Source organism: Streptomyces sp. NPDC001904 (genome assembly GCF_040297005.1).
Classification (GTDB): Bacteria; Actinomycetota; Actinomycetes; order Streptomycetales; family Streptomycetaceae; genus Streptomyces.
Window position 1 is genome coordinate 1 of the sequence record NZ_JBEOYI010000051.1, and the last position, 26,370, is coordinate 26,370.

A 26,370-nucleotide genomic window follows, 5' to 3' on the forward strand; every position below is an offset into this window, starting at 1 on the left:
CTATGAGGGCGCTCCGGCGCCTTGCGATCGCACGCACCAGACACCGCGGGGCCCGCCCTCCGGGCGGACGACGGGACTTTCGACACACGCCCTAGGAAGAAGCGGTCCTGATCCGGCGCCTGTGGGCCGGGGTTTCCAGGGCGACCGATGCCGCCAGCAGGGCTGCCGGGGCTGCCAGTGTTCCTGCCACCGGGAGGTGCGGGGTCAGCGGCAGCAGGGACAGGGCGGCCGCCGCCGTTGCGATGCGGATGACGACCACTGATTCCCGTACGCCCGTGAAGGACGCTCTGATCAGCGCTGTTGACGTGAGGAAGAGCGCGGTGCCGCCCAGGACGCAGGCCGCCAGCGGTGCGTCCAGGTGGCCGTCCCCGAGTTTCACGGCCGCGCCGGCCGCGCCTCCCGTGACGGCGAGGCCGAGCTGGACCGGGAGATGGCCGAGGACGTAGATGTGCAGGTGGCGGCCGCCCGCGGCGAGTTCCTCGTGGGCGCCGGGGCGGGTGCTCGACGCGCTGAAGTACGACCACCACAGCCCCGCCGCGAGCGCGAACGCGGCGACGCCGGGCAGCACCGCCGTGACTGCGGTGTGCGCCGCGACCAGGCCGTTGGTGAAGCCGAGCACGGTCTCGCCGATGACGATGATGGTGAACAGGCCGAACCGCTCGCGCAGATGCTCCGCGTCGCCGGGGCTGTCGGCGAGCCGCCGCCCGGCGAGCAGCGGCAGGGCCAGTTCGAGGGACATGGCGATCCCCCAGGTCAGATAGCGCCAAGCGCCGTCCAGGGCGAAGGTGGCCGTCAGCCAGATGACCGCGGTGACGGCCGATCCCTGTACGTAGATCAGCGTGATGCGGCGCAGTCGCGGATCGCGGCGAAGGTCCCAGGCGTAGAGCGCGGCGACGCCGGCCCGCGCGCAGAGGTACGAGACGACGAACCCGATGTCGGCGCCCCGGGAGTGTCCGACGCCGCCGAGGTAGACGGCCAGCCCGGCCACCGCGGCGAGACCCACCGTGGTGAGCAGGCGCTGGGCGGTCCGGTCGTGGTCGGCGCGGTTGGCGCGGACCGTGTAGAGCACCCAGGTCCACCACAGCGGGACGAAGAGCGCCGCGGCGGCGGCCGTCGCCGCGGCGCTCGGGTGGCCGCCGATGCGGTGCGTGGCCTGCCCGACCGCCGCTACGAAGACCAGGTCGCCGAAGAGCTCGAACCAGGTGGCCCGGCGCGGCAACTCGCTTGCGGCAACGGCCTGTTGGGGTATCTGCCCGACGGGGCGGGATACGGTCATGGCCGCGAGATTATCCCGGGTGCCGTGGCTTCAGCGGCCCGTCGGCAGGTTCGCCCCGCCGGTGCAGTCCAGCACCACACCCGTGATGAAGCCGTTCGTGGCAAGCGAGTTGATGGCCTGCGCCACTTCTTCGGGCCGCCCGACGCGGCCCACCGGGGTCGTCGCCGCGAGCCCCGCGAACAGCTCCTTGCGCTGCTCCTCGGGGACCCGGCCCCACCAGGGGGTGTCGATGACGCCGGGGGAGACGGCGTTGATCCGGCGCGGGGCGAGCTCGACGGCGAGCGGCGGGATCATGGCTTCCAGAGCGCCGTTGATCGCGGCCAGGCCCGAGGTGCCGGGGAAGGCGGCGCGGGCCGAGGCGGCCGTGATGAGGGTGACCGACGCGCGCTCGGTGAGGTGCCCCAACGCCGCCTTCAGGATGCGCAGTTGGGGCCAGAACTTGGCATCGAAGCCGTGCGCCAGGTCGTCGAGGTCGAGCTCGGCGAAGGCGCCGCTGCCCGCCGCGCCGCTGACCGCGACGACCAGGTGGTCGATGGGCGCGGTGGTGGCGAAGAAGGCGTCGATGTCGTCCTGGGCGGTGGCGTCCATGCGGTGCGTGGTCGTCTTGCCGCCTATGCGGGCCGCCGCCTCGTCGAGCTTGGCCCGGTCGCGGCCGGTGATGGTCACCTCGGCGCCGCTCGCGGCGAACAGGGCGGCCGTCGCCTCGCCGATGCCGGAGCTGCCGCCCATGACCACGACGTGGGCGGTGGTGTCGGTGCGGGTGGTGGAGGGCGTTGTAGTAGCCATGGTGACCTTTTCCTTGCGTCTCTGGCGTTCCCCGACTTTTTGGTGAGACTGTTAGTCTCGACAAGATGAGTATTGGCGAGACTATCGGTCTCGTCAAGGGGTTTCGGTGGCCGCGGTCCGACGGAACTCCGTCACGAAGCGCGAAGCGCGAACCACGAAGGAAGGTGAGTCGAATGAATGCTGGGCGAGCCCACACCGGACGCCGGCGCAACGAAGAGGCGCGCCGTGCCGTCCTCGACGCCGCCCTGCGGCTGCTCGCGGACGCGGACGGCGCGGCGGTGAGCGTGGACGCCATCGCGAAGGAGGCCGGTGTCGGCAAGCAGACGCTGTACCGGTGGTGGCCCTCGAAGGGGGCGGTGCTGCTGGACGCGCTCACGGACCGCGCCGAGGCGGCCGCGCCCGTACCCGACTCGGGCGCACTGCGCGAGGACCTGCGAGCGGTGGTCACCGCGACGTTCGCCGGGGCGCAGCGCACCCCGGTCGCCCCGGCGCTGCGCACCCTCGTACGGGAGGCCGCGCAGGACCCCCATCTGGCCGACCTGATGCGGGAGTTCACGGAGTCCCGGCGGGCCGTACTGCGTGACGTGCTGGAGCGCGGCCGGGATCGCGGCGAGCTGTCGGCCGACCGTGATCTCGACCTGATGGTGGATCAGGTGTACGGGGTCTTCTGGTACCGCTTCCTGCTCGGACACGCTCCGTTGGGCGAAACGGAGGCCGTACGGCTCGCGGACTCCCTGATCGCGCAGGGGAGTTGACGGTCGCCGGAGCTCAGAGCCGGTCGGGCAGCTGCACCATCGGGAAGCTGCCCGTGTTGGTGGGAGCGTGCTCGGGGAGCCAGAGCACAGCCACGGCACCCTCGGCCGGAGTACCGGCCACCGCACCCGGCGGCCGCACGTTGCGGAACGTGAGGCGCGCACCGAGAACCTGGGCCTGCCCGGCGGCGATCGTCAGCCCGAGCCCGTGCCCGTGCCCCGCGCGGTCGGCGGCACCGGTACGGAAGCGGCTCGGCCCCTCCTCCAACAGGTCCTCCGGGAAACCGGGCCCGTGGTCGCGAACCCGGATCACCCGGCCCTCCACACTGACCTCGATCGGCGGCCGCGCATGCTTGGCGGCGTTCGCGAGGAGGTTGAACAGGATGCGCTCCAGCCGGCGCGGATCCGTGGTCACCACCGATTCGTGGATCACGCTGACCGTGATGCCGTCGAAGGAACGGGCCGCGACCCGCCGGCTCACGAACTCGCCCAGCATGATGTCCTGCAGCTCGGCCCGCTCCGCCGAACTGTCCAGCCGGGCCACCTCCAGCACGTCCTCGACGAGCGTACGCATCGCCTGCGCCCGGTCCTTGACCAGCTCACTGGGCCGCCCGGGCGGCAGCAGCTCGGCGGCGGTGAGCAGCCCGGTGACCGGCGTGCGCAGCTCGTGCGCGATGTCCGCGGTGACCCGGCGCTCGGCCTCCAGGCGCTGCTTGAGCGCGTCGGCCATGGCGTCCACGGCCTGTGCGAGGTCGTCGGTCTCGTCCCGCACGACCCCGCCGATGGCATCCCGTACCCGGACGTGCGTCTGCCCCTGGGCGACCTCCCGGGCCGCGCTCGCCGCCTTGCGCAGCCGCCGCGAGAGCTGGCCGCCGATGAGGACACCGAGCGCGCTGCCGCCGAAGACGACCGCGATGGAGCCGATGATCAACGCCTGGTCGAGGTCCTTCATCACGGTCGCGCTGCGATCGGTGAACCGGGTGTGCACCGACAGCACGCCCCCGTCGGCCAGCGGCACCGCGGCCCAGATGTCCGGCACCCCGTCGGACGGCTCGGACACATAGGTGGCACGGCGGCCGCCGAGCACCTTGGCACGCAGCTCGGCGGGGAGCGCCGGATCGTCGACCTTGAAGCCGACCGGCAGATTGCCGCCGCGCGCCTCGTACTGCCGCTGCACGAACTGGATCCGCTCGTCCTGCACGTCCCGGGCGTTGTCCAGCATCGAGACCCGTGCCGCGTTGTGCACGACCAGGCTGAGCGCGAGCGCCACCAGCGCCCCGACCAGCGCGATGGCCACGCTGATCTTCCAGCGCACGCCACTGCGCAGACTGCGCCGCAGCCGCCGCGGCAGCAGGTGCCGCAGCCGCGCCGTCCCGGGCCTGTCCGCGGGCCCCCTCATATCTGCTGTCCCATCCCGTTCCACCAGGCCGTGCCGGCCCGTGCCGTCAGTCGGCTCAGGCCTTCAGTTTGTAGCCGAAGCCGCGGACCGTCTCGATCCGGTCCTGGCCGATCTTGGTGCGCAGCCGCTGCACATGGACGTCGACGACGCGGGTGTCACCGCCCCAGCCGTAGTCCCACACGCGCTCCAGCAGCTTGTCGCGGGAGAGGACCGTGCCGGGCGCCGAGGAGAACTCCAGGAGCAGCCGCATCTCGGTCGGCGTCAGCGCCACCTGCGTACCGCCCTTGGTGACCTCCATGCCCTCCGTGTCGATCTCCAGATCGCCGAAGTGCAGCACGGCACCGGACCCGGCGTCCGCCGCCTCCGCACCGCCGGAGCCGCCCGCCGCCGGACCGCCCGCGTGCCCGAAGCGGCGCAGCACGGCCCGGATCCGGGCCACGAGCACCGCCCCGTCGAACGGCTTGGTCACGTAGTCGTCGGCCCCGGCCTCCAGGCCCAGGACGACGTCGATGGAGTCCGCGCGCGCGGACAGCATGATCACCGGGACGGTCGACTCGTCCCGGATCCGGCGGCACAGCGAGACCCCGTCGAGCCCCGGCACCATCACGTCGAGCAGGGCGATGTCGGGCCGGTCCGTGCGGAACGCCTCCAGGCCCGAGAGTCCGTCCGGCATCGCGGTGACCACGAAGCCGTCCCGCTCCAGGGCGAGCTGGGTGGCCTCGCGGATGACGTCGTCGTCCTCGACGAACAGGACGTGGGTCTGCTCGCCCCTGCGCTCCGCCATGTGCTGCTGTCCCTTCCGTTCCCGTACCGTCCGAGCCGTCCGGCGGCCGTGTCAGCCGTCCTGCGCGGGCGACGGCGACTCCCCGTCCACCGCGTGGCTGTAGTCGTTGTGCGTGCGCTCCACCTCGGTGAAGCGGCCGCCGCTCCAGCGGTACGTGAGGATCTCCTCGCCCGACGGAGAGGCGACGGAGTCGCCCTTCTCGTACACCTGCTTGGTGACCACGAGATCACCCCGGTCGATCTCGGCGTACACCGGGGGTTCCTCGGTCTGGAAGACATTCTTGTACGTGCCGTCGTCGTCGCGATACACGTACGTGCCGATGCCGACGGCATCGCCGCAGGTCATCACGTTGACCACGATGTCGTTCGACGTACCGCCGGTCAGGTTCCCGTAGCTCACGTCGACCGGGTACTCCTTGGCCACGCACGGCTTCAGGTCGCGCTTGATGTCGGCGCTGACCTTCGGGTCGTCCTTCACCAGCCGCACCGCGTTCACCGACGCGGGAGTCGGCGACGGGGAGGCGGCGGCCTCGTCCGGCTCGGGGCTCACGGTGGCGGCCGGCGCGGTCGAGCCGACCGGATCGGTACGGGCGGGCCCCTCGTCACGGGCGCCGGTGCCGCCCGCCGAGCAGGCCGCGAGCGCCCCGGCGAAAAGTCCGAGGGCGGCGAGCCCGGCCAGTACCGGACTCCCCGCCTTGCCCGCCCGAAGACTCCCCCGAAGGGCTCGGTGCAGGATCCTGCTCAGGGCTCCACGGAACCCCGTCACCCCAGAGGCACGTATGCCTAGGCCGCGCAACGCTCCCGCTCCTCACGACGGTCGAGCGCGCCCGCCACCGGTTCCTCCCGGTCCCGGCTCTCCAGCTCTTCGCGGAGCCGGGCGAGGGCCCGGTGCAGCGTGCTCTTCACGGTTCCGGCCGACATTCCGAGGGCGGCGGCCGTCTCCTCTGTGGACATCTGCTCCCAGTGTCGCAGCACCACGACACTGCGCTGCTTCGGAGCCAGCACCTTCATGATGTCCATCAACAGGGCACGGTCCGCATGCTGTTCGGTGGAGTCGTCGATCGTCGACTCCGGAAGCTGCTCGGTCGGGACCTCCTCCAGCTTCCGGGCCCGCCACCACTCGGTCCGGGTATTGATCATGACGCGGCGCAGATAGGCGTCGGCCAGACGCTTGTCCGCTATCCCGTCCCACCGCCCGTACGTCCGCACGAGCGCCGTCTGCAGCAGGTCCTGGGCGTCCACGGGGTCCGGCACCAGACGCCGGGCGCTGCGCAGCAGAGCGTCCTGCCGCGTCCGGACGTACTCCTCGAACTCGAGCACCTCACCGCCGTGCGCCATGATGAACCGCCTCCCGTTTCCCGCTTGCTCCCCGTGGTCCGCACAGGTCGTGTGCGGTGTTGAGAAGAAGCTACGGAGGCGTTGTCACGGCACTGTCCGTTCCAGCCTTCGACGAACGCACGGCTGTCCGTCGGTTCTGTAACGGAGCTGAGAATCGGCTGGATGTCCACGGTGGCCCGGGACCGGCCCGAGCCGGTTCTCAGCCGGCCGGAAGCCGGTACAGACCGCCCGCGAGGGGCTCCACCAGACCGTCGCTGACCAGGCCGTCCAGTGCCCGGGCCCGCTGCACCGGCTCGTCCCAGACCCGGTCGAGCACCGCCTGCGGTACCGGAGCGACGGCGTCCCGCAACACGGCGAGCAGCTTGCCCCGCACCTGCCGGTCCGTCCCCGCATACGTCTGTCCGCGCCGCGGCGGCCCCTCGTGCGCGGGCTTCCCGGCGAGCCGCCACGCGCACAGCGCGGCGATCGGGCAGCGGTGGCACTCCTCGTTCTTCGCCGTGCACACGAGCGCGCCCAGCTCCATCGAGGCGGCGGCCCACCGGGCGGCGGTGTCGTCCTGCTGCGGCAGCAGCGTGCGGGCCAGCTTCCGCTCGGCGGCGGTGGTCGCGTTCGGCGGGTACTGCACGCCCGCCACGGCGCGGGCGAACACCCGCCGCACGTTCGTGTCGAGCACCGCGTGCCGCTGCCCGTACGCGAACGAGGCGACCGCGGCGGCCGTGTACTCCCCGATGCCCGGCAGGGCCAGCAGCTGGGCGTGCGCGGTCGGTACGTCGCCGCCGTGCCGTTCCGTTATGGCGACGGCCGCGCCGTGCAGCCGCAGGGCGCGGCGCGGGTAGCCGAGCCGGCCCCAGGCGCGGACGGCTTCGCCGGGCGCCTCCTCGGCCAGGTCGGCGGGGCGCGGCCAGCGCGCGAGCCACTGCTCGTAGACCGGCAGGACCCGGCTCACCGGGGTCTGCTGCAGCATGAACTCGCTGACCATCACGCCCCAGGGGCCGGCTTCTGGGCGGCGCCAGGGCAGGTCACGGGCGTGCTCGTCGAACCAGTCGATGACCGGTTCGTGAAGATCGGTCCGCTCGGTGGGTGCGTTCTCGGGAGTCTTCGTGGGCGCAGTCATGGCACTGCCGATCCTGCCACGATCGGGGGTGGGCCCGGAGCGGGCGGCGCCGCGGCCGTCACCCGGGAGCCGTGGATTGTTACCAGGGGGCGGGGCCGCGGGACCGCGGCCGCCCGAGGCGATGGGGTTCAGCGGCGGTGCGCCCCGCGGCGCGGCGCCGTGCGGGAACCCGCCGCGCCGGTGGCCGGTCCGGGTCCCGCGAACCACAGCACCAGGCCGTTCCGCGATCCCCGCATCGTCGCGACCAGCCGCGCCCCCGCCGGTGCGCACAGCCGGGAGACGAGGACGGCGACGAGCGTGCCGAGGAGCAGGCCCACCGCGACGTCGTGCGGGTAGTGCACGCCCACGAAGACCCGGGAGAACGCCATCATGATCGCCATCGGAACCGTCAGCCAGCCGATCTTCGGCCAGGCCAGCGCGAGCCCCACGGCCGCCGCGGCGGCGATGGTGGAGTGATTGGACGGGAACGACCAGTCCCCGTAGGCGGGGCAGTCGATCAGCGGTGCCAGCGCCCCGCTCACCGCCCGGCACGGCCGGTCCTCGTCGATCCCCGACTTGGCCACCTCGCTGATCACGTACGCCACGGCGGTGCCCAGCGGCGCGAGCACCGCGACGGCGAGCGCCCGCGGATCACCGCGCCGCGCCCGCCACCAGGCGACGACGAAGAGCACGGCGAACAGCAGCAGCCCGAGTTCGGTCCACACCTCCATCAGGTGCTGGAACCACGACGGAGTGTCGTGGGCGAACTGCAGGATGTTGCGATAGAGATCGGAGTCAATGGTTCCCATGGTGCCGGACAGTATGCAATACAAGGTGACAGCCCTGTCCGGCGACGGTCGCCGCCACCACCTGACGAAAGATCAAGAACCTTCGTGTGTCCGCGGGGGACGGGGGCATGATGATGATCCTGAAAACTTGCTGTCCGGTGCGGCGGGTGGACACCGGACAACCGCCCGATCTCTCGTAAGGTTTGAGCCGTGGGATCTCTGCGCAATCCGATCGGGCCGCTTCCCTCCTCCATCTACTGGCGCCGGAGGGGCGTTCTGGTGTCCGTAGTGACGTTGCTCGCGCTGCTGGTCGTCTGGATCGTCAACCTGGGCGGCGGTGGCGGGAACAACGGCGCGGGGGGTGCGAACGGCAAGCACCCGACGCAGTCCATCACGCCCGGACCCTCCGGTTCCGGCCCCGCGATCAGCCAACACCCCGGCGGGCGCGACACATCGGGCGGCTCCGGCTCGGGCGGCGACGCGGGCAGCGGTTCCGGCGACGGTTCGGGTGACGGGTCCGGCGCCGGTTCGGGCGGCTCCGGCGGCTCGGACGACGCGGCGGGCGGCGACGGCGCGGGCAGCGGCGGCGGTACGTCGTCGGGCGACCAGGTGCCGGCCGGATCCAAACTGCCCGACTGCACGGCGGGCGGAGTGACCCTGTCGGTGCGCAGCCTCCACAACTCGTACGCGCCCGGGGAGAAGCCGCGCATCGAGCTGGCCGCGAAGAACACCACGGACACGTCCTGCAAGGTCGATCTGGGCCCGCGCACGGCGGTCGTGACGATCACGAAGGCGGACGGCGACAAGGAGTTCTGGTCGTCGAAGGACTGCCCGGCCGACCACGCGGCGGGGCTGCTGCTGCGCGTCCCGGCGGGCGGCAAGGTCACCCGCACCCTCACCTGGGACCGCCACCCGAGCGCCCCGCGGTGCGCGACCCCGCCGGCCGGTTCGGCCGCGCCGGGCACGTACCTGGTAGAGGTGAAGGCGCCCCAACTGACGGGCACCCAGACGTCGTTCGTCCTGAAGGCGGACTAGCGCCCCGTCAGGGGCGCGGGGAACTGCGCGAGCAACGCAACACGACGGGACAGCCCGCGACGAACCCCAAGAGGCGCCCCGAACCGCGACACCCGCCCAACCGGCGGAGCTACACGTACCGCTCCAGGATCGACGACTCCGCGAGCCGCGAAAGCCCCTCCCGCACACTGCGGGCCCGCGCCTCCCCGACGCCGTCCACGGTCTGGAGGTCGTCGACGCTGGCGGCGAGCAGCTTCTGCAGCCCGCCGAAGTGCTCCACGAGACGGTCGATGATCGCGCCGGGCAGCCGCGGCACCTTGGCCAGGAGCCGGAAGCCGCGGGGCGAGACGGCCGAGTCCAGCGCCTCCGGCGATCCCGTGTAGCCCAGTGCCCGCGCCACGATGGGCAGTTCGAGCAGCTCGCCGTGGTGCAGCGAGTCCAGCTCCGAGAGCGCCTCGTCGACCGTGCGGGAGCGCTTGGCGGTCGGCTCGGGAACGTAGTCCCGGACGACCAGCTCCCGCTCGGGCTCGACGCCCGCGATCAACTCGTCGAGCTGCAGCGCCAGAAGACGCCCGTCGGTGCCCAGCTCCACCACGTACTCGGCGATCTCCGTGGCGATCCGGCGCACCATCTCCAGGCGCTGCGCGACCGCCGTGACATCGCGGACCGTGACCAGGTCCTCGATCTCCAGGGCGGAGAGCGTGCCCGCCACCTCGTCGAGCCGCAGCTTGTACCGCTCCAGGGTCGCCAGGGCCTGGTTCGCCCGGGACAGGATCGCCGCCGAGTCCTCCAGGACGCGGCGCTGCCCGTCCACGTACAGGGCGATCAGCCGCATCGACTGGGACACGGAGACCACCGGGAAGCCGACCTGCTTGCTGACGCGGTCGGCGGTGCGGTGCCGGGTGCCGGTCTCCTCGGTGGGGATCGTCGGGTCCGGCACCAGCTGCACCCCGGCCCGCAGGATCTTGCTGAGGTCGGAGGAGACCACGATGCCGCCGTCCAGCTTGCACAGCTCACGCAGGCGCGTGGCGCTGAACTCCACATTCAGGACGAAACCGCCGGTGCACATCGACTCGACCGTGCGGTCGGAGCCGAGGACGATGAGACCGCCGGTGTTGCCGCGGAGGATGCGCTCCAGGCCGTCGCGCAGGGCCGTACCGGGCGCCACCGCGCTCAGCGAGGCCCGCATCAGGCTGTCCGCACCGGAACTGCCGCCGGACTTGCCGGGAGCTGTCGCCCGGTCGTTGGCTGCCACTGCACTCCTCCGGATCGCAGGCTTTTGGGGTGCCCTGGGGTTCTTCGCCTTCGTCCGTCGTGTTCGTACGCACGGGCGAGACCTGGGCAAAGTCTACCGGCGGTCCTCCGTCTCCCGTGGGGCCTCTCGCCGACGGCTCTTCGGCAGCACCCGCAGCGCGTCCCCTATATCGGCGACTTCCAGGACCTTCATACCGGCCGGAACCTTGCCCGGATCGCCCGGTACGAGCGCGTGCGTGAAGCCGAGCCGGTGCGCCTCGGCGAGCCGCCGCTGGACGCCCGTGACCCGTCTGACCTCGCCCGCCAGGCCCACTTCCCCGATCGCCACCAGATTCTTCGGCAGCGGGGTGTCGCTCGCCGCGGAGGCCAGCGCCAGCGCGATCGCGAGGTCCGCGGCGGGCTCGGTGAGCTTCACCCCGCCGACCGTCGCGGAGTAGATGTCCCTCTTGCCCAAAGCGCTGATCTTGCCCCGCTGTTCGAGCACCGCCAGCATCATCGAGACGCGGGAGGTCTCCAGGCCCGATGTGGTGCGCCGCGGAGAGGGGATCTGCGAGTCGACGGTGAGCGCCTGCACCTCGGCGACCAGCGGGCGGCGGCCCTCCAGGGTGACGGTCAGACAGGTGCCCGGCACCGGCTCGTCGCGCCGGGTCAGGAACAGGCCGCTGGGGTCGGCCAGGCCCGTGATGCCCTCGTCGTGCAGCTCGAAGCAGCCGACCTCGTCCGTGGTCCCGTACCGGTTCTTCACGCCGCGGACCAGGCGCAGCCGCGCGTGCCGGTCGCCCTCGAAGTTCAGCACCACGTCGACCAGGTGCTCCAGGAGGCGCGGGCCCGCGATGGTGCCCTCCTTGGTGACATGGCCCACGAGGAGCGTGGACATGCCGCGCTCCTTGGAGGCGCGGATCAGCGCCCCGGCCACCTCGCGGACCTGGGCCATGCCGCCCGGCGCGCCGTCGATCTCCGGCGAGGCCACCGTCTGCACGGAGTCCAGGACCAGCAGCGACGGCTTCACCGCGTCCAGGTGGCCGAGGACGGCGGACAGGTCCGTCTCGGCCGCCAGGTACAGATGGTCGTCGATGGCGTGGATGCGGTCCGCGCGCAGCCGCACCTGGGACGCCGACTCCTCGCCCGTCACATAGAGCGTCCTGTGCTGCTCGCTCGCCGACTTCGCGGCGACGTCGAGCAGCAGCGTGGACTTGCCGACGCCGGGCTCGCCCGCGAGCAGCACCACGGCGCCGGGCACCAGGCCGCCGCCGAGCACCCGGTCCAGCTCGGGCACGCCGGTGGTGCGGGCCGTGGCCTGCCGGCCGTCCACCTCGCCGATGGGCAGCGCGGAGGTGGTGACGCGGCCGGGCGCGGTCGTGCGCACCGCGGGGGCGCCGTACTCCTCGATCGTCCCCCAGGCCTGGCACTCGCCGCAGCGGCCCAGCCACTTGACCGTCTGCCAGCCGCACTCGGTGCAGCGGTACGAGGGTCGTTGCTTGCCGCTGTTCGCGGATTTGGTACGGGTGGCCATGGGCGAAACCGTAGCGGGCGCCACTGACAATCCGACCGCCGCCGCCCGGACCGCCCACCCGGCCGCCGGTCGCCGCGCGTAGCCGCGCTGGCCACGGCATCAGCCCGGCAGCCGATGTTCGTGTCCTCTTTTGAGGGATCGTTTCACCCGTAAGGATTAAAAGTGCTCAAGGGGGCGGAAGGGGCCCTACCCGCCGCCTACGGTCGCACAGGTGACAAGCAGCAGGCCGGAAACCCCGACACACCCCACCGGCGCACACCGGGCGCACCGCGCCGGGGCGAGGCGGCCGGTGCCGCGCACCGCCCCGCAGCGCCCGCCCGCGCGCTATGAGCCGTGTCTGGACGGCCTGTTCACCTACTGCCTCTCCGTGCTCTGCGACCACGACGAGGCGATCGCCGCCCTCGGGGACGCCCTCGCCCTCGCCGAGCGGCGCGGCTCCCGCGGCCCGGACGCGGAGAGCGACCGCAGGGCCTGGCTGTACGCGCTGGCCCGCTGGTCGTGTCTGCACCGCCTGACGGAGGCCAAGCGCCGCAGGCAGCGGGCGCACGCGGCCGGATCCGCCTCGCACACCCAGAAGATACAGAAGACCCAGAAGGCACAGAACACCCATAAGACACAGAACACCCCGGACGCCCAGGAGGCACCGCAGGACGGCCTCCTCCAGGAGGAGCGCCGCCGCCAACTCGCGCTGCTGGCCTGGCCGGAGGCGGCCGGCACCAGCCCCGAGCAGCGCGAGGCGCTGGAGCTCGCGGTGCGCCACCAGCTGTCCGCCGCCGAGGTCGCCGCCGTGCTCGGCACCGACCCGGGCGCCACCCGCGAGCTGCTCTCCGTCGCCGCCTGCGAGGTCGAGCGCACCCGCGCCGCGCTCGCCGTCGTCGAGACGGGCACCTGCCCCAGCGTCAACCGCCTCACCGGCGACCACCAGCTGCTGCTGTCCGCGGCCCTGCGCCGCGAGCTGGTGCGCCACGTGGACGACTGCCCGCGCTGCCGCCGCACCGCCGAGCGCGCCGTCCCCGGCGCCTGGCCCGGCACCTCGGTCACGCCCGCGGCGCTGCCGCTCGCCGAGGCCCCGCGCGCCGCGCTGCACCACGCGATGCACGCCGCCCACGGCGCGCACCTGCGGGCCCCGCGCTTCGACCGGCGCGGCTTCCCGATGGACCCCAAGGACCGCGCGGCCCGCCGCGACCGGCTCCGCGCGCGTGTCCTCACGACGACGGTCGTCGCCACGGTCGTCGCCGCTCCCGTCTTCGCCCTGTGGGCGGCCTACCGGGGTGCCCCGCTGACCGGCGAGGGCAGCGACGGCCGCTCGGTCAGCGCCGGCGAGGCCGAGGGCCCGGGCGGCCTGGCCGGCGAGCGTGCCGGTGACGCGACGGGATTCGGCTACGAGAACGCGGGGAACGCCAGCACGACCCCCGACCCCCGCTTCACCGCGGGCAGCCGTTCACCGGACGTCTCCGTGGAAGTGATCTCGCCGCCCACGGGCGCGAGTTCGGGCCCGGGCCGGCTCACCGTGGAGGCGCAGCCCAGCGGCGGCGCGACGCTCATCACGCTGACGGCGTCCGGCAGCGGGCCCGTGCGCTGGTCGGCGTCGACCGGCGCAACCTGGCTCTGGCTGAGCCGGACGTCGGGGACGTTGCAGCCCGGTGAGTCGAGCACGATCCGGGTGTACGTCGATCACGACCGTGAGCCGGCCGGGCACTGGAGCGCGCGCATCGCCCTCGATCCGTCCGGGGCGGTCATCTCGCTGGACGGCTACGGACGCCGTCCGGGCGGCGGCCACCACCCCGGCCACGGCGGCTCGTCGTCGCCGTCCGAGCCCGACCCCACGCCGACGCCCAGCGACCCGGCCACCTCCGACCCGGACCCCACCCCGACACCGAGCGATCCGGCGACGACCGCGCCCGAGCCGACCGCGTCCGACACGGCGAGCCCGGGCCAGGGGGACTCGACGGCGCCGGCGCAGTCCCCCTGAGGGCCCCGACCGTGGCGGCCGGGGCCGGCAGGGTCAGGAGGCGGGGTCCGCCGGGTGCGGCGCGAGCAGGGGCAGCCCCTTGGGCAGGGCGGCCAGCCGCTCCTCGCACAGCTCGACCAGCTTCGCGTACCCCTCGGGGCCCATCAGCTCGGTCAGCTCCGGGCGGTAGGAGACGTAGACCGGGTCGCCGGCGCCGTGCGCCGAGGTCGCCGACGTGCACCACCAGTGCAGGTCGTGGCCGCCGGGACCCCAGCCGCGCCGGTCGTACTCACCGATCGAGACCTGGAGCACGCGCGTGTCGTCCGGCCGGTCGATCCACTCGTACGTCCGCCGGACCGGCAGCTGCCAGCACACGTCCGGCTTGGTCTCCAGCGGCTCGCGTCCCTCCTTGAGGGCGAGGATGTGCAGCGAGCAGCCCGCGCCGCCCGCGAAGCCGGGGCGGTTCTGGAAGATGCACGAGCCGTTGTACGGGCGGGTCTGCCGCTCGCCGTCCTCGTCCTTCGACACCCAGCCGGACTCCGTGCCGATGTCGTGGTGCTGCCAGATGTCGGGAGTGAGCCGGTCCACGAACCCCGCCACGCGCTTCTCGTCGTCCTCGTCCGAGAAGTGGGCGCCCAGCGTGCAGCAGCCGTCGTCCGCGCGCCCCGCCTGGATGCCCTGGCAGCCACTGCCGAAGATGCACGACCAACGAGAGGTCAGCCATGTCAGATCACAGCGGAAGACCTGCTCGTCGTCGGCCGGATCGGGGAACTCGACCCAGGCGCGCGGGAAGTCGATGGCCTTCTCGTCCTGCTTCAAGTCCTGGCCCTGCTTCAGCAGTGCCGACTTGGCCTTCTTGTCGCTCTTACCGCTTTTGTCGGCCTTGGCCTTTTTCGTCTTTGGCACCGCTCCAGAGTAAGCGCGCGGAGGGGTTCGGTCGGACCTTCCCTGCCAGGCGGCCTCATGGGCGCAGTAGCGTTCCGTACATGAGACTCGGTGTCCTCGACGTGGGTTCGAATACGGTCCATCTGCTGGTGGTGGACGCACACCCGGGTGCCCGGCCGCTGCCCGCGCACTCGCACAAGGCCGAGCTGCGGCTCGCCCAACTCCTCGACGAGCGCGGGGCGATCGGCCCCGACGGGGTCGAGCGGCTGGTCGGCACGGTCAGAGGCGCCCTGGAGGCCGCCGAGGACAAGGGCGTCGTGGACCTGCTGCCGTTCGCCACGTCGGCGGTGCGCGAGGCGACCAACGCCGATGAGGTCCTGGCCCGCGTCAAGGACGAGACCGGCGTCGAACTGCGGGTGCTCAGCGGCGCGGAGGAGGCCCGGCTCACGTTCCTCGCCGCCCGCCGCTGGTTCGGCTGGTCCGCGGGCAAGCTCCTCGTCCTCGACATCGGCGGGGGCTCCCTCGAGATCGCGTACGGGATGGACGAGGAGCCGGACGCCGCGGTGTCGCTGCCGCTCGGTGCCGGGCGGCTGACGGCCGGCTGGCTGCCCGGCGACCCGGCCGACCCCGCCGACGTGAAGGCGCTGCGCCGGCACGTGCGGGCGCAGATCGCGCGCACGGTGGGGGAGTTCAGCCGGTTCGGGGCGCCGGACCACGTCGTCGCCACGTCCAAGACCTTCAAGCAGCTGGCCCGGCTCGCCGGGGCGGCCCGCTCCACCGAGGGGCTCTACGTCCAGCGGGAGTTGAAGCGGAGATCCCTGGAGGACTGGGTGCCGCGGCTCGCCGCGATGACGGAGACCGAGCGCTCGGAGCTCCCCGGCGTCTCGGAGGGCCGCGCGGGACAGCTGCTCGCCGGGGCGCTGGTCGCCGAGGGCGCCATGGACCTCTTCGGTGTGGAGACCCTGGAGATCTGCCCCTGGGCCCTGCGGGAGGGCGTCATCCTGCGCCACCTCGACCAGATGCCCCCGCACTCGTAAGGGCCCGCCCCGGGCGCGGGGCGAGCGCGCGTCGGCCCCGCACCCCGGCCCGCGGCCCCCGCACCCCACCTTCCGGCCACCCGTTCCACCCCGGAAAGGACCGCCTCCCCACCCGAACGCGAAGGCCCGTACTCTGTCCCCGTGGCAGAACCAGTGGTGCGCATCCCGGATGCGAAGGTCGCCCTGTCGACGGCCTCGGTCTATCCGGAGTCCACGGCGACGGCCTTCGAGATCGCCGCACGCCTGGGCTACGACGGCGTGGAGGTCATGGTCTGGACCGACCCCGTCAGCCAGGACATCGAGGCCCTGCGCCGCCTCAGCGACTACCACCACATCCCGATCCTGGCCGTCCACGCCCCGTGTCTGCTGATCACGCAGCGCGTCTGGTCCACCGACCCCTGGACGAAGCTGCAGCGCGCGAAGACCGCGGCCGAGCGCCTCGGCGCCTCGACGGTGGTCGTCCACCCGCCCTTCCGCTGGCAGCGCCAGTACGCCCGCGACTTCGTCGGCGGGATCTGGCGGATGGCGGACGAGACAGACGTCAGGTTCGCCGTCGAGAACATGTACCCGTGGCGCTACCGGGACCGCGAGATGCTCGCGTACGCCCCCGACTGGGACGTGACGAAGGACGACTACCGTCACTTCACCGTCGATCTCAGCCACACGGCGACGGCCCGCACCGACGCCATGCACATGATCGACCGGATGGGCGACCGCCTCGGCCACGTCCACCTCGCGGACGGCAACGGCTCCAACAAGGACGAGCACCTGGTCCCCGGCCGCGGCACCCAGCCCTGCGCCGAACTCCTCGAACGCCTCGCGACCGGCGGCTTCGACGGCCACGTCGTGATCGAGGTCAACACCCGGCGGGCCATGTCGAGCGCCGAGCGCGAGGCCGACCTCGCCGAGGCCCTGGCCTTCACGCGCCTGCACCTGGCCTCCGCGGTCCGGGTGCCGCGTCCATGACGGAACCGGGACCCGCGCGCCGCAGGGGACGCCCGTCCCGTACGCGCACGGAGGGCGGCCCGGACACCCGGCAGCTGATCCTCGCCGCGGCCCGCGAGGAGTTCGCCGAGCGCGGCTTCGAGAAGACCTCCGTCCGCGGCATCGCGAAGGCGGCCGGCGTCGATCCGGCGCTCGTGCACCACTACTTCGGCACCAAGGAACAGGTGTTCGCGGCGTCGATCGAGATGGCGTTCGCGCCCGCCCTGCAAGCGCCCGCCGCGGTGGAGGACGGGCCGCTCGACGCGGTCGGGGAGCGGCTGACCCGCTTCATCTTCGGGATCTGGGAGAACCCGGCCACCCGCGCCCCGCTGCTCGCCATCGTGCGCTCCGCCGTCAACAACGACACCGCGGCCGCCGTCTTCCGGCGCCTGATCGCGGCCCAGCTGTTCTCCCGGCTCGCCCGCCGCCTCGACGTGCCCGAACAGGAGGCCGAGCTCCGGGTCTCGCTCGCCGCCGCGCAGTTGGTGGGCACGGCGCTGCTCCGCTACGTGATCAAGGCGGAGCCGCTGGCGTCCGCCGACGCCGAGGACGTCATCAGCCGGCTCGCGCCCGTGGTCCAGCGGCACCTCACGGGACCGTAGGCCGGCGGCCCCGGCCGGACTGATCGCTGAGACGGCCGTCCCGCCATCCGGACACCCGGTCCGGATCCCGGAGCGGCGGCGTAGGCTCGTGAGCCAGTCTTTTCTGCCTGACGGCCCGCGCTCGCGGGCCCGAACTGAAGGAGCGAGCGGCGATGCCCGAGCTGAGGTCCCGCACAGTCACCCACGGCCGCAACATGGCGGGCGCCCGCGCCCTTATGCGCGCCTCCGGTGTACCCGGTGCGGACATCGGCCGGAAGCCGATCATCGCGGTCGCCAACTCGTTCACCGAGTTCGTGCCGGGCCACACGCACCTGGCCCCGGTCGGCCGCATCGTGAGCGACGCCATCACGGCCGCGGGCGGCATCGCCCGCGAGTTCAACACGATCGCGGTCGACGACGGCATCGCGATGGGCCACGGCGGCATGCTCTACAGCCTGCCCTCGCGCGACCTGATCGCCGACTCGGTCGAGTACATGGTCGAGGCGCACTGCGCGGACGCGCTGGTCTGCATCTCCAACTGCGACAAGATCACGCCCGGCATGCTGATGGCGGCGCTCCGCCTCAACATCCCGACGGTCTTCGTCTCCGGCGGCCCGATGGAGTCCGGCCGCGCCACTCTCGTCGACGGCACGGTCCGCACGCTCGACCTGGTCGACGCGATGTCGGAGGCGGTCAACGACAAGATCTCCGACGAGGACATCCTCCGTATCGAGGAGAACGCCTGTCCGACCTGCGGCTCGTGTTCGGGCATGTTCACCGCCAACTCGATGAACTGCCTGACCGAGGCCATCGGCCTGAGCCTGCCGGGCAACGGCTCGGTGCTGGCCACGCACACCGCCCGCAAGGCGCTGTACGAGCGGGCGGGCGCGACGGTCGTCGAACTGACGAAGCGCTACTACGGCGAGGACGACGCCTCGGTCCTGCCGCGCAACATCGCCACGCACGCGGCCTTCGAGAACGCGATGGCGCTCGACATCGCCATGGGCGGCTCCACGAACACGATCCTGCACCTGCTGGCGGCGGCCCAGGAGGCCGAGGTCGACTACAACCTCGACCACATCAACGCCGTCTCGCGCCGCGTCCCCTGCCTCGCCAAGGTCGCGCCGAACGTCGCGGGCGCGAAGACGTACTACATGGAGGACGTGCACCGCGCCGGCGGCATCCCCGCGATCCTCGGCGAGCTGTACCGCGGCGGCCTGCTCAACGAGGACGTCACCACCGTCCACACCCCCTCCATCAAGGAGTGGCTGGACACCTGGGACATCCGCAGCGGCTCGACCTCCGAGGAGGCCCTCGACCTGTGGCACGCGGCCCCCGGCTGCGTCCGCTCCGCCGAGGCCTTCTCGCAGTCCGAGCGCTGGGACACCCTGGACGCGGACGCCGCGGGCGGCTGCATCCGCGACGTCGCGCACGCCTACTCCGCGGACGGCGGCCTCGCGGTCCTCAAGGGCAACCTGGCGGAGGACGGCTGCGTCGTGAAGACGGCCGGCGTCGACGAGTCGATCTGGACCTTCGAGGGCCCGGCCGTCGTCTGCGAGTCGCAGGAGGAGGCCGTCCAGAAGATCCTCACCCAGCAGGTCAAGGAGGGCGACGTCGTCGTCATCCGTTACGAGGGCCCCAAGGGCGGCCCGGGCATGCAGGAGATGCTGTACCCGACCTCGTACCTGAAGGGCCGCGGCCTCGGCAAGGCCTGCGCCCTGGTCACCGACGGCCGCTTCTCCGGCGGCACCTCGGGCCTGTCCATCGGCCACGCCTCGCCCGAGGCGGCCTCCGGCGGCACGATCGCGCTCGTCGAGGACGGCGACCGCATCCGCATCGACATCCCGAACCGCACCATCGAGCTGCTGGTCGCGGACGAGGAGCTGGCCGGCCGCCGCGCGGCCCTCGACGGGGTCTACGCCCCGAAGAACCGCGAGCGCAAGGTCTCCCAGGCCCTGCGCGCGTACGCCGCGATGGCCACCAGCGCCGACAAGGGCGCGGTCCGCGACGTGTCCAAGCTGGGCTGACCCCGGCTCACCAGTCTTCGGGACGGCTCCCGTCCGTCCCGAAGACACTGCCGTCGGGCGCGCCCGCGAACACCTTCCCGCCGATCACCACGGGCGCCGCCGGTTCGGCGACCAGCCGGTCGGAGCGCGGGGCGGGCCGCGGGCGCGTCTGTGCGAGCGGCGCCCCGGTGCGCGCGGACACGGCGAGCAGCCGCCCGTCGGTCGCCGTGTAGTAGAGGCCGCCGTCCGCCGCGACCGGGCGGGAGGGACGGCTGACCGAGGTGTCCCGCTGCCAGCGCACCGCGTCCGCCTCCGCCGCCTCCGGCCGGGTGTCGACGGCGTAGAGCAGGCCACTGGCCGCGTACACGTACACCGTCCCGCCGCTCTCGGCCGCCTGCGCCTGGTCGACCGGCACCGGCATGGGCACCCGGCGCGCCGCGTGGGTGCGGGTGTCGACCCTGACCACGGCGTCGGTCATCTGCCGCAGGTCCAGGGAGAGCAGGTGCAGTGCGCCGTCCCCAGCCGCGACGGGGCGCAGATAGCCCGCGGTCCGGGTCGACCACGTCACCCGCCCGTCGCCCGCGGACACGGCGCTGACCGTGGTCGCGGAGCCGTCCGCCGTGGGCGTCGTCCTGAAGAACGTGCCCGCGCCGTCGGAGACCCACTGCGCCCCGGCCCGGCCGATTACCCGGCTCCACCGCTGCCGCCCGGTGGCGCTGTCCAGCGCCCGCACGGTGCCGTCCGCCCCGATGAGCAGCGTGGTGTCCGCGCAGTGCTCGACCGAGTCGACGCCCGAGGTGCCGCGGGTCCAGCGCGCCTTTCCCGTACGGGGATCGAGCGCCGTCAGCCGTCCGTCGGCGACGACGTGCAGCAGCCCGCCGGACAGCGCCGTGGGTCCCTGCGGCTTCCCGCCCGCTTGGTGCCGCCAGAGGACCCGGCCGTCCGCCGGGTCGAGCCGCGCGGCGACGCCGTCGTCGGTCACGCAGTACAGCGCGCCGGAGCCCGCGACACAGACGGGCGGATTGCCGCCCGACGCGTCGAGCCGGACGCTCCAGGGGGCGAAACCGGCGGCCGACGTGGTGAGCCCGGACCGCGCCGGGCCCTCCTGACCGTCCGGGGACAGCGCGCCGGCGGCGAGTGCAGCGACACCCGCGACGAGCAGGACGCCCACGGACGCGCCCAGGATCACCCGCGACCGCCGCCCGCGGCCCACCACGGAACCCGTGCCGGTGCCCGCCGCGCGACCGGTCCGCGTCCGCGTCCGCACCCGCGCACCGTCGGAAGCGACCCGCTCGCTCGGATCCGGCCCGCGCTGCGCGGGTATGCGCGCCGCCGCGAGCCGTTCCTCCGCGAGCTCCTCCTCCGGGAGCTGCCGCAGACAGTCCATGATCTCGGCGGGGGAGGGCCGTTCGGCCGGGTCCTTGGCCAGGCAGCGCCGGATCAGCGGCACGAGCGCGTCGGGGACGCCGGACAGCTCCGGTTCGTCGTGGACCACCTGGTACGCGACGAGGTACGGGCTGTCCGAGTCGAAGGGGCCGCGCCCGCTCGCCGCGTGGGCCAGCACGGCGCCCATGGCGAACACGTCGGCGGCCGGGCCGACTTCGCGCGGCCGCTGGAACTGCTCCGGCGCCATGAAGGGCGGCGAGCCGATCAGCTTGCCCGTCTCCGTGCGCAGTTCGCTGTCCACGGGACGCGAGATGCCGAAGTCGATGACCTTCGGGCCGTCGGCGGCGAGCAGCACGTTGCTCGGCTTGAGGTCGCGGTGCACCACGCCGACGCGATGGATGTCGTGCAGCGCCTCCGCGAGCCCGGCCCCGAGCCTGCGCACCTCGGAGACGCTCAGCGCGCCGTTCCGCTTCACGCGCTCCGCGAGGGTGTCGCCGGGGATGAACAGCGTGGCCATCCACGGCAGGCGCGCGGCGGGGTCGGCGTCCACGACCGGCGCGGTGAAGGCACCGCTGACCCGGCGGGCGGCACTGACCTCCTGCCGGAAACGGGCCCGGAACTCGGGATCGGCCGCGTAGTGGGCGTGCACGATCTTGACGGCGAGCCGCAGCCCCGAGGCGGACGTGGCCAGATGGACCACGCCCATGCCACCGGAGCCCAGGCATTCCTCCAGGCGGTAGCGACCGGCATACCCCGGACGCTCCGCTTCAGGTCCGGGTCCGGTGCTGCGCAGCGGCGGCATCGTCCACCCCCGTGTATTCGAGTCCGCAAGCGCGACGCACGGAGCCTAGTCGATGGTGCGTGCGATGCCTCAGGGGCTTGCTAGCCTGCGCGCGTCGCACGGCGCGACGCGCGTCACACACGTCAACGGGGGAGATGCACATGGCTGTTGAGAACACTGGCATAGCGGACATCGGCGGCGTCGAGAGCATCGTCGAGGCCGCCGCCGCGACGGCCACCCGCTACCCGGTCGCCCCGGGCATCCGCCTCAAGGTGCGCAGCGGCCCCGGCACCCAGTACCAGCTGGTGCGCACCCTGCCGCTCGGCGCCAGCGTCCCGATCACCTGCCAGAAGCCCGGCGAGTGGGTCACGGGCACCTACGGCACCACGAACGTCTGGGACAACATCGGCAGCGGCCAGTACGTCTCGGACTCCTATGTGAAGACGGGCAGCGACGGGTACGTCGCACAGCGCTGCTCCTGACGGACCGCACCGGGCCGGTCCCGCGCACCCCGCGGCCCGGCCCGGTGATAATCGACCCGTGAGCGACGAAACCGGCACCCCCACTGCGAGCACTCCCACACCGGGCACCCCCGGCCCCCGCCCCGAGGAGATCCGTTTCTTCGGTACGGCCTGGGTCGACCACACCGGTCACTACGGGCTGCGCCGCGCGGGCGTCGGCGCCGGCGCCCTCGTGCTCGCCGTCGCCGGCTGCTTCGTGCTGCGCTTCGCCTACCAGGGCCTGGCCCTGGCCGACGTGGGCTCCTTCGTGAACGTCCTGCTCGTCGCCGCGTTCGCGATCTGCAGCGCCCTCGGCTTCAGCCGCACCTGGAGCGGCTTCTCCGAGCGCCCCGACCCCGAGAAGCAGGCGTCCCTGCGGGGCTTCCTCGCCATCGGCTTCGTCGGCGTCCTCGTCGCGTACGCCGTGCGCTGCGTGACCGAGGCCCCGGGCGAGAAGCTGCGCCGGGGGGAGTACGAGACCGCCCTCGATCAGTACCGGCGCCGCACCACCCGGCGCACCGGCAACCCGGCGAGGAAGAAGTCCGGCGGCAAGCAGCGCAAGGGCTGACCGCCTCCTGACGTCCGGCGCCGCACACGGCGACGATGGCGTCATGACAGACGAACCGCCGCCGGCCGCCCGCCCGGCCGCCGACTTCGCGCTCTCCTTCGACGGGGTCGCCGCCCAGTACGCCACGGCCCGCCCGGGCTACCCGCCCGCACTCCTCGACACCGTCGAGGAACTGGCGGGCTCCCTGCGCGGGAAACGCGTCCTCGACGTGGGCGCGGGCACCGGCATCGCCACGGCCCTGCTGCGCGACCGGGGCGCCGACGTCATCGCCGTGGAACCGGGACCCGGCATGGGAGCCCAGCTCCGCACGACCCTCCCCGACGTCCCGCTGGTCCGCGCCTACGGCGACGCCCTCCCGTTCGCCGACGCCACCGCCGACCTCATCACGTACGCCCAGTCCTGGCACTGGACCGACCCGGCGCGCTCGGTCCCCGAGGCCCTGCGCGTCCTGCGCCCCGGCGGCGCGCTCGCCCTGTGGTGGAACGTCCCCGATCCCGACGTCGCCTGGTCCGCCGCCCAGGAGCGCCGCCTCCAGGAGCGCCTGCCCGGCTACCACCGCCACGGCGTCAGCGCCGACGCGCCCCGCCTCGTCGCCGATCTCGATCTGACCCCGGCCCCCGCCACCGTCTTCCGCCGCCTGCACTGGACCCGCCGCATCCCCGTCGAGCTGCACCTGGCCCATCTCGCCAGCCGCTCGTACTTCGTGGTGCTGGGCCCGGAGCGCGCGAAGCCGGTCCTGGACGACGAGCGCGCCCACCTCCTGCGCCACTTCCCCGACGGCACGGTCGACGACGCCTACGCCGTGGAGCTCACCGTCGTACGCCGCCCTTGACCCGGCCGCCCGCGAGCGAGATATTCATCGAGTGATGAATAAAAGAGCGATCCGGCCGCAGTCCGGCACCCCGGAAGGGCCGGCGGTCCACGCCACCGGCCTCTCCGTCGTCCGCGGCACCCGCCGGGTCCTGCGCGACCTCGCCTTCACGGTCCCGCGCGGCCGGATCACCGGCCTCCTCGGCCCGTCCGGCTGCGGCAAGTCGACCCTGCTGCGCGCCCTCGTCGGCACCCAGGCGAAGGTCACCGGCACCCTCACGGTCCTCGACCACCCGGCGGGCCACCCGAGCCTGCGCTCACGGGTCGGCTACGTCACCCAGGCCCCGTCCGTCTACCTCGACCTGACCGTCCACCAGAACCTGGACCACTTCGCCGCGATCCTCCTCCCCGGCGCCGGACGCGCGGCCGCCTTCCGCCGCCGCGCGGAGATCGACCGCGTCCTGGCCGCCGTGGACCTCACCACCCACACCCACGCGCTGGCCGGCACCCTCTCCGGCGGCCAGCTCAGCCGGGTCTCCCTGGCGGTGGCCCTCCTCGGCACCCCCGACCTCCTGGTCCTGGACGAACCGACGGTCGGCCTCGACCCGGTCCTCCGCCGCGACCTGTGGCGCCTCTTCCACGACCTCACCCGGACCCGGGGCACCACCCTCCTCGTCTCCTCCCACGTCATGGACGAGGCCGAGCGCTGCGACCGCCTCCTCCTGCTGCGCGACGGCGAACTCCTGGCCGACGACACCCCCGAGGCCCTGCGCACCACCACCGGCACGGACACGGTCGAGGACGCCTTCCTGCACCTGGTGGACGCGGCATGAACATCCACCGCACCACCGCCACCGCGACCCGGGTCCTGCGCCAGCTCCGCCACGACCCCCGCACCATCGCCCTGATGCTCCTGGTCCCGTGCCTGATGCTGCTCCTGCTGCGCTACGTGTTCGACGGCAGCCCCGGCACCTTCGACTCCATCGGCGCCTCGCTCCTCGGCATCTTCCCGCTGATCACGATGTTCCTGGTGACCTCGATCGCGACCCTGCGCGAACGCACCTCGGGCACCCTGGAGCGCCTCCTGACGATGCCCGTCGCCAAGGGCGACCTGATCGCCGGCTACGCCCTCGCGTTCGGCACCGTCGCGGTCGTCCAGTCGGCGCTCGCCACGGGTCTCGCGCTCTGGGTCCTCGACCTGAACGTCACCGGCTCGGCCTGGCTGCTCCTCCTGGTCGCCCTCCTCGACGCCCTGCTCGGCACGGCCCTCGGCCTCTTCGTCTCGGCCTTCGCGGCCTCGGAGTTCCAGGCGGTCCAGTTCCTGCCGGCGGTGATCTTCCCCCAGCTCCTGCTGTGCGGCCTGTTCACCGCGAGGGACCGTATGCAGCCGGTACTGGAGGCGATCTCGGACGTCCTCCCCATGTCGTACGCGGTCGACGGCATGAACGAGGTCCTGCGCCACACCGACCCCACCGTCACCTACCTCCGCGACGTCCTGATCGTCGCGGGCTGCACCGTCCTGGTCCTGGTCGTCGGCGCGGCCACCCTGCGCCGCCGCACGCCCTGACCTCGTCCGCCCACCGGACAGCCGCCGGTCCCCGGCCCGCCCGATGCGAGGATGCCCGACGACGGGACGACGCATCACACGCACCACGGGAGGTCCACGCCCATGAGCCACAAGGTCGCCGTACTCGGCACCGGCAAGATCGGTGAAGCCCTGCTCAGCGGAATGATCCGCGGCGGCTGGGCCCCGGAGGATCTCCTGGTCACCGCCCGCCGCCCGGAGCGCGCCGAGGAACTGCGCACCCGCCACGGCGTCACCCCGGTCACCAACCAGGAGGCCGCCAAGCAGGCCGACACCCTGATCCTGACGGTGAAGCCCCAGGACATGGGCACGCTCCTCACCGAGCTGGCCCCGCACATCCCGGCCGACCGCCTGATCATCAGCGGCGCGGCCGGCATCCCGACCACGTACTTCGAGGAGCGCCTCCCCGAGGGCACCCCGGTGGTCCGCGTCATGACGAACACTCCGGCCCTGGTCGACGAGGCGATGTCCGTCATCTCCGCCGGCACCCACGCCACGGAGGCCCACCTGGCGCACGCCGAGGACATCTTCGGTTCGGTCGGCAAGACCCTCCGCGTCCCGGAGAACCAGCAGGACGCCTGCACGGCCCTCTCCGGCTCGGGCCCGGCCTACTTCTTCTACCTGGTCGAAGCCATGACGGACGCCGGCATCCTCCTCGGCCTGCCCCGCGACAAGGCCCACGACCTCATCGTCCAGTCCGCGATCGGCGCGGCCACGATGCTCAGGGACAGCGGCGAACACCCGGTCAAGCTCCGTGAGAACGTCACGTCCCCGGCCGGTACGACCATCAACGCGATCCGCGAGCTGGAGAACCACGGGGTACGCGCCGCTCTCATCGCCGCCCTCGAAGCGGCCCGCGACCGCAGCCGGGCCCTGGCCTCCGGCAACAACAGCTGACACCTGCCACGCGCACGGGCCCAGGGCATGGGGTTGACACGCCCCGGGCCGATCCGTAGTGTGCTCCGAGTTGTCCGACGTGAGCGCCGACTCCGGTTGGTCCCCGGACAGCCATTCCGCACGATCCACTCAAACGCACGACGACTGGTTTCTCCCTGTCGTCGAGACACCGTTTGCGCGCGCTTTTGCGAAATGAGGAATCTCCGTTCGAAAGACCGGAGGGCCCGAACCCCGATTAGCTCGGGAGCCGGGATTCCGCTAAAGTCTCACTCGTCGGAACGGCCCAACAGGCCGGGAAGGCAAGCCCTCTGACTGGGAATCAGGCCCGAAAGGATCTGATAGAGTCGGACTCGCCGGAAAGCCGAAAGGCCGGAAAGCGAAGCAAGACCCCGAGGAAATCGGC

25 protein-coding genes are annotated in these 26,370 nt (G+C 72.8%); 13 read left to right on the forward strand and 12 right to left on the reverse strand.

Annotated features, from left to right (window positions below; translation table 11 throughout):
- Nucleotides 1-91 precede the first annotated feature (91 nt).
- Nucleotides 92-1,276, reverse strand: coding sequence for a low temperature requirement protein A (locus ABT127_RS38310; RefSeq protein WP_351460880.1), 1,185 nt, complete (start codon nucleotides 1,274-1,276; stop codon nucleotides 92-94).
- Nucleotides 1,277-1,306: 30 nt separating this feature from the next.
- Nucleotides 1,307-2,062 (reverse strand): SDR family oxidoreductase, encoded by a 756-nt coding sequence (locus tag ABT127_RS38315; protein ID WP_351460882.1) that lies wholly within the window; start codon nucleotides 2,060-2,062, stop codon nucleotides 1,307-1,309.
- Between the two features lie 173 nt (nucleotides 2,063-2,235).
- Between ABT127_RS38315 and ABT127_RS38320 the strand changes: the two genes are divergently transcribed.
- A complete protein-coding gene (locus ABT127_RS38320; RefSeq protein WP_351460885.1) occupies nucleotides 2,236-2,817 on the forward strand; it encodes a TetR/AcrR family transcriptional regulator in 582 nt (193 codons plus the stop codon).
- Between the two features lie 13 nt (nucleotides 2,818-2,830).
- Here the strand turns inward: ABT127_RS38320 and cseC are convergent, their stop codons facing one another.
- The 6 genes from cseC to ABT127_RS38350 form a co-directional block, all read right to left on the reverse strand.
- Complete coding sequence (cseC, locus tag ABT127_RS38325) at nucleotides 2,831-4,213, reverse strand: two-component system sensor histidine kinase CseC (protein WP_351460888.1); 1,383 nt, start codon at nucleotides 4,211-4,213, stop codon at nucleotides 2,831-2,833.
- 55 nt (nucleotides 4,214-4,268) lie between these two features.
- Complete coding sequence (gene cseB / locus ABT127_RS38330) at nucleotides 4,269-4,997, reverse strand: two-component system response regulator CseB (RefSeq protein ID WP_351460890.1); 729 nt, start codon at nucleotides 4,995-4,997, stop codon at nucleotides 4,269-4,271.
- 51 nt (nucleotides 4,998-5,048) lie between these two features.
- Complete coding sequence (locus ABT127_RS38335) at nucleotides 5,049-5,675, reverse strand: hypothetical protein (RefSeq protein WP_351460946.1); 627 nt, start codon at nucleotides 5,673-5,675, stop codon at nucleotides 5,049-5,051.
- A gap of 104 nt (nucleotides 5,676-5,779) precedes the next feature.
- Nucleotides 5,780-6,334 (reverse strand): SigE family RNA polymerase sigma factor, encoded by a 555-nt coding sequence (locus ABT127_RS38340; RefSeq protein ID WP_351460893.1) that lies wholly within the window; start codon nucleotides 6,332-6,334, stop codon nucleotides 5,780-5,782.
- Between the two features lie 199 nt (nucleotides 6,335-6,533).
- A complete protein-coding gene (locus ABT127_RS38345) occupies nucleotides 6,534-7,448 on the reverse strand; it encodes an iron-sulfur binding domain-containing protein (protein ID WP_351460896.1) in 915 nt (304 codons plus the stop codon).
- A gap of 128 nt (nucleotides 7,449-7,576) precedes the next feature.
- Nucleotides 7,577-8,236 (reverse strand): phosphatase PAP2 family protein, encoded by a 660-nt coding sequence (locus tag ABT127_RS38350; protein WP_351460899.1) that lies wholly within the window; start codon nucleotides 8,234-8,236, stop codon nucleotides 7,577-7,579.
- A 189-nt stretch (nucleotides 8,237-8,425) separates the two neighbouring features.
- Here ABT127_RS38350 and ABT127_RS38355 point away from each other — a divergent pair, with 189 nt between their 5' ends.
- Complete coding sequence (locus tag ABT127_RS38355) at nucleotides 8,426-9,250, forward strand: hypothetical protein (RefSeq protein ID WP_351460902.1); 825 nt, start codon at nucleotides 8,426-8,428, stop codon at nucleotides 9,248-9,250.
- A 109-nt stretch (nucleotides 9,251-9,359) separates the two neighbouring features.
- Here ABT127_RS38355 and disA read toward each other — a convergent pair whose 3' ends face one another.
- The gene (disA, locus tag ABT127_RS38360; RefSeq protein WP_351460905.1) at nucleotides 9,360-10,484 is read right to left on the reverse strand and encodes a DNA integrity scanning diadenylate cyclase DisA; all 1,125 of its coding nucleotides are present in this window, start codon (nucleotides 10,482-10,484) and stop codon (nucleotides 9,360-9,362) included.
- A 93-nt stretch (nucleotides 10,485-10,577) separates the two neighbouring features.
- Entirely contained in the window at nucleotides 10,578-11,996 is a 1,419-nt protein-coding gene (gene radA / locus ABT127_RS38365; protein ID WP_351460907.1) for a DNA repair protein RadA, read from the reverse strand.
- A 211-nt stretch (nucleotides 11,997-12,207) separates the two neighbouring features.
- Here radA and ABT127_RS38370 point away from each other — a divergent pair, with 211 nt between their 5' ends.
- A complete protein-coding gene (locus ABT127_RS38370) occupies nucleotides 12,208-13,968 on the forward strand; it encodes a BACON domain-containing protein (RefSeq protein ID WP_351460910.1) in 1,761 nt (586 codons plus the stop codon).
- Between the two features lie 33 nt (nucleotides 13,969-14,001).
- Here the strand turns inward: ABT127_RS38370 and ABT127_RS38375 are convergent, their stop codons facing one another.
- Entirely contained in the window at nucleotides 14,002-14,853 is an 852-nt protein-coding gene (locus ABT127_RS38375; protein ID WP_351460912.1) for a DUF3109 family protein, read from the reverse strand.
- An 80-nt stretch (nucleotides 14,854-14,933) separates the two neighbouring features.
- Here ABT127_RS38375 and ABT127_RS38380 point away from each other — a divergent pair, with 80 nt between their 5' ends.
- From ABT127_RS38380 to ilvD, 4 genes are all read left to right on the forward strand, one after another.
- Nucleotides 14,934-15,869, forward strand: a complete 936-nt coding sequence (locus ABT127_RS38380) for a Ppx/GppA family phosphatase (RefSeq protein WP_351460915.1) — start codon at nucleotides 14,934-14,936, stop codon at nucleotides 15,867-15,869.
- Between the two features lie 141 nt (nucleotides 15,870-16,010).
- Nucleotides 16,011-16,835, forward strand: a complete 825-nt coding sequence (locus ABT127_RS38385) for a sugar phosphate isomerase/epimerase family protein (RefSeq protein ID WP_351460918.1) — start codon at nucleotides 16,011-16,013, stop codon at nucleotides 16,833-16,835.
- Nucleotides 16,832-17,455 (forward strand): TetR/AcrR family transcriptional regulator, encoded by a 624-nt coding sequence (locus ABT127_RS38390; protein WP_351460921.1) that lies wholly within the window; start codon nucleotides 16,832-16,834, stop codon nucleotides 17,453-17,455. The genes ABT127_RS38385 and ABT127_RS38390 overlap by 4 nt, the downstream gene beginning before the upstream one ends.
- A 152-nt stretch (nucleotides 17,456-17,607) precedes the next feature.
- Complete coding sequence (gene ilvD, locus ABT127_RS38395) at nucleotides 17,608-19,461, forward strand: dihydroxy-acid dehydratase (RefSeq protein WP_351460923.1); 1,854 nt, start codon at nucleotides 17,608-17,610, stop codon at nucleotides 19,459-19,461.
- Between the two features lie 7 nt (nucleotides 19,462-19,468).
- Here the strand turns inward: ilvD and ABT127_RS38400 are convergent, their stop codons facing one another.
- A complete protein-coding gene (locus tag ABT127_RS38400; protein ID WP_351460926.1) occupies nucleotides 19,469-21,628 on the reverse strand; it encodes a protein kinase domain-containing protein in 2,160 nt (719 codons plus the stop codon).
- A 140-nt stretch (nucleotides 21,629-21,768) separates the two neighbouring features.
- On the opposite strand from ABT127_RS38400, the gene ABT127_RS38405 reads away from it, so the two are divergent.
- The 6 genes from ABT127_RS38405 to proC all read left to right on the forward strand — a co-directional run bounded on the left by ABT127_RS38405 (nucleotide 21,769) and on the right by proC (nucleotide 25,967).
- Nucleotides 21,769-22,089, forward strand: a complete 321-nt coding sequence (locus ABT127_RS38405; RefSeq protein WP_351460928.1) for a peptidase — start codon at nucleotides 21,769-21,771, stop codon at nucleotides 22,087-22,089.
- A 58-nt stretch (nucleotides 22,090-22,147) separates the two neighbouring features.
- On the forward strand, nucleotides 22,148-22,675 hold the full coding sequence (locus ABT127_RS38410) for an EamA/RhaT family transporter (RefSeq protein ID WP_351460931.1): 528 nt from the start codon (nucleotides 22,148-22,150) through the stop codon (nucleotides 22,673-22,675).
- A 43-nt stretch (nucleotides 22,676-22,718) separates the two neighbouring features.
- Complete coding sequence (locus tag ABT127_RS38415) at nucleotides 22,719-23,507, forward strand: class I SAM-dependent methyltransferase (RefSeq protein ID WP_351460934.1); 789 nt, start codon at nucleotides 22,719-22,721, stop codon at nucleotides 23,505-23,507.
- A 34-nt stretch (nucleotides 23,508-23,541) separates the two neighbouring features.
- Complete coding sequence (locus ABT127_RS38420) at nucleotides 23,542-24,318, forward strand: ABC transporter ATP-binding protein (RefSeq protein WP_351460937.1); 777 nt, start codon at nucleotides 23,542-23,544, stop codon at nucleotides 24,316-24,318.
- Nucleotides 24,315-25,052 carry an ABC transporter permease gene (locus ABT127_RS38425; RefSeq protein ID WP_351460940.1) on the forward strand — a complete coding sequence of 246 codons (738 nt, stop codon included), beginning with the start codon at nucleotides 24,315-24,317 and terminating at the stop codon, nucleotides 25,050-25,052. The genes ABT127_RS38420 and ABT127_RS38425 overlap by 4 nt, the downstream gene beginning before the upstream one ends.
- A 102-nt stretch (nucleotides 25,053-25,154) precedes the next feature.
- Nucleotides 25,155-25,967 (forward strand): pyrroline-5-carboxylate reductase, encoded by an 813-nt coding sequence (proC, locus tag ABT127_RS38430; protein ID WP_351460943.1) that lies wholly within the window; start codon nucleotides 25,155-25,157, stop codon nucleotides 25,965-25,967.
- Nucleotides 25,968-26,370: the final 403 nt, after the last annotated feature.

Coding starts and splice junctions, on each gene's coding strand:
- cseC (WP_351460888.1), bottom strand. CDS start 4,213: ATGAGGGGGCCCGCGGACAGGCCCGGGACGGCGCGGCTGCGGCACCTG.
- ABT127_RS38415 (WP_351460934.1), top strand. CDS start 22,719: ATGACAGACGAACCGCCGCCGGCCGCCCGCCCGGCCGCCGACTTCGCG.
- ABT127_RS38420 (WP_351460937.1), top strand. CDS start 23,542: ATGAATAAAAGAGCGATCCGGCCGCAGTCCGGCACCCCGGAAGGGCCG.
- proC (WP_351460943.1), top strand. CDS start 25,155: ATGAGCCACAAGGTCGCCGTACTCGGCACCGGCAAGATCGGTGAAGCC.
- ABT127_RS38350 (WP_351460899.1), bottom strand. CDS start 8,236: ATGGGAACCATTGACTCCGATCTCTATCGCAACATCCTGCAGTTCGCC.
- ABT127_RS38320 (WP_351460885.1), top strand. CDS start 2,236: ATGAATGCTGGGCGAGCCCACACCGGACGCCGGCGCAACGAAGAGGCG.
- ABT127_RS38425 (WP_351460940.1), top strand. CDS start 24,315: ATGAACATCCACCGCACCACCGCCACCGCGACCCGGGTCCTGCGCCAG.
- radA (WP_351460907.1), bottom strand. CDS start 11,996: ATGGCCACCCGTACCAAATCCGCGAACAGCGGCAAGCAACGACCCTCG.
- ABT127_RS38380 (WP_351460915.1), top strand. CDS start 14,934: ATGAGACTCGGTGTCCTCGACGTGGGTTCGAATACGGTCCATCTGCTG.
- ABT127_RS38345 (WP_351460896.1), bottom strand. CDS start 7,448: ATGACTGCGCCCACGAAGACTCCCGAGAACGCACCCACCGAGCGGACC.
- ABT127_RS38390 (WP_351460921.1), top strand. CDS start 16,832: ATGACGGAACCGGGACCCGCGCGCCGCAGGGGACGCCCGTCCCGTACG.
- ABT127_RS38315 (WP_351460882.1), bottom strand. CDS start 2,062: ATGGCTACTACAACGCCCTCCACCACCCGCACCGACACCACCGCCCAC.
- ABT127_RS38405 (WP_351460928.1), top strand. CDS start 21,769: ATGGCTGTTGAGAACACTGGCATAGCGGACATCGGCGGCGTCGAGAGC.
- ABT127_RS38400 (WP_351460926.1), bottom strand. CDS start 21,628: ATGCCGCCGCTGCGCAGCACCGGACCCGGACCTGAAGCGGAGCGTCCG.
- cseB (WP_351460890.1), bottom strand. CDS start 4,997: ATGGCGGAGCGCAGGGGCGAGCAGACCCACGTCCTGTTCGTCGAGGAC.
- ABT127_RS38340 (WP_351460893.1), bottom strand. CDS start 6,334: ATGGCGCACGGCGGTGAGGTGCTCGAGTTCGAGGAGTACGTCCGGACG.
- ABT127_RS38310 (WP_351460880.1), bottom strand. CDS start 1,276: ATGACCGTATCCCGCCCCGTCGGGCAGATACCCCAACAGGCCGTTGCC.
- ilvD (WP_351460923.1), top strand. CDS start 17,608: ATGCCCGAGCTGAGGTCCCGCACAGTCACCCACGGCCGCAACATGGCG.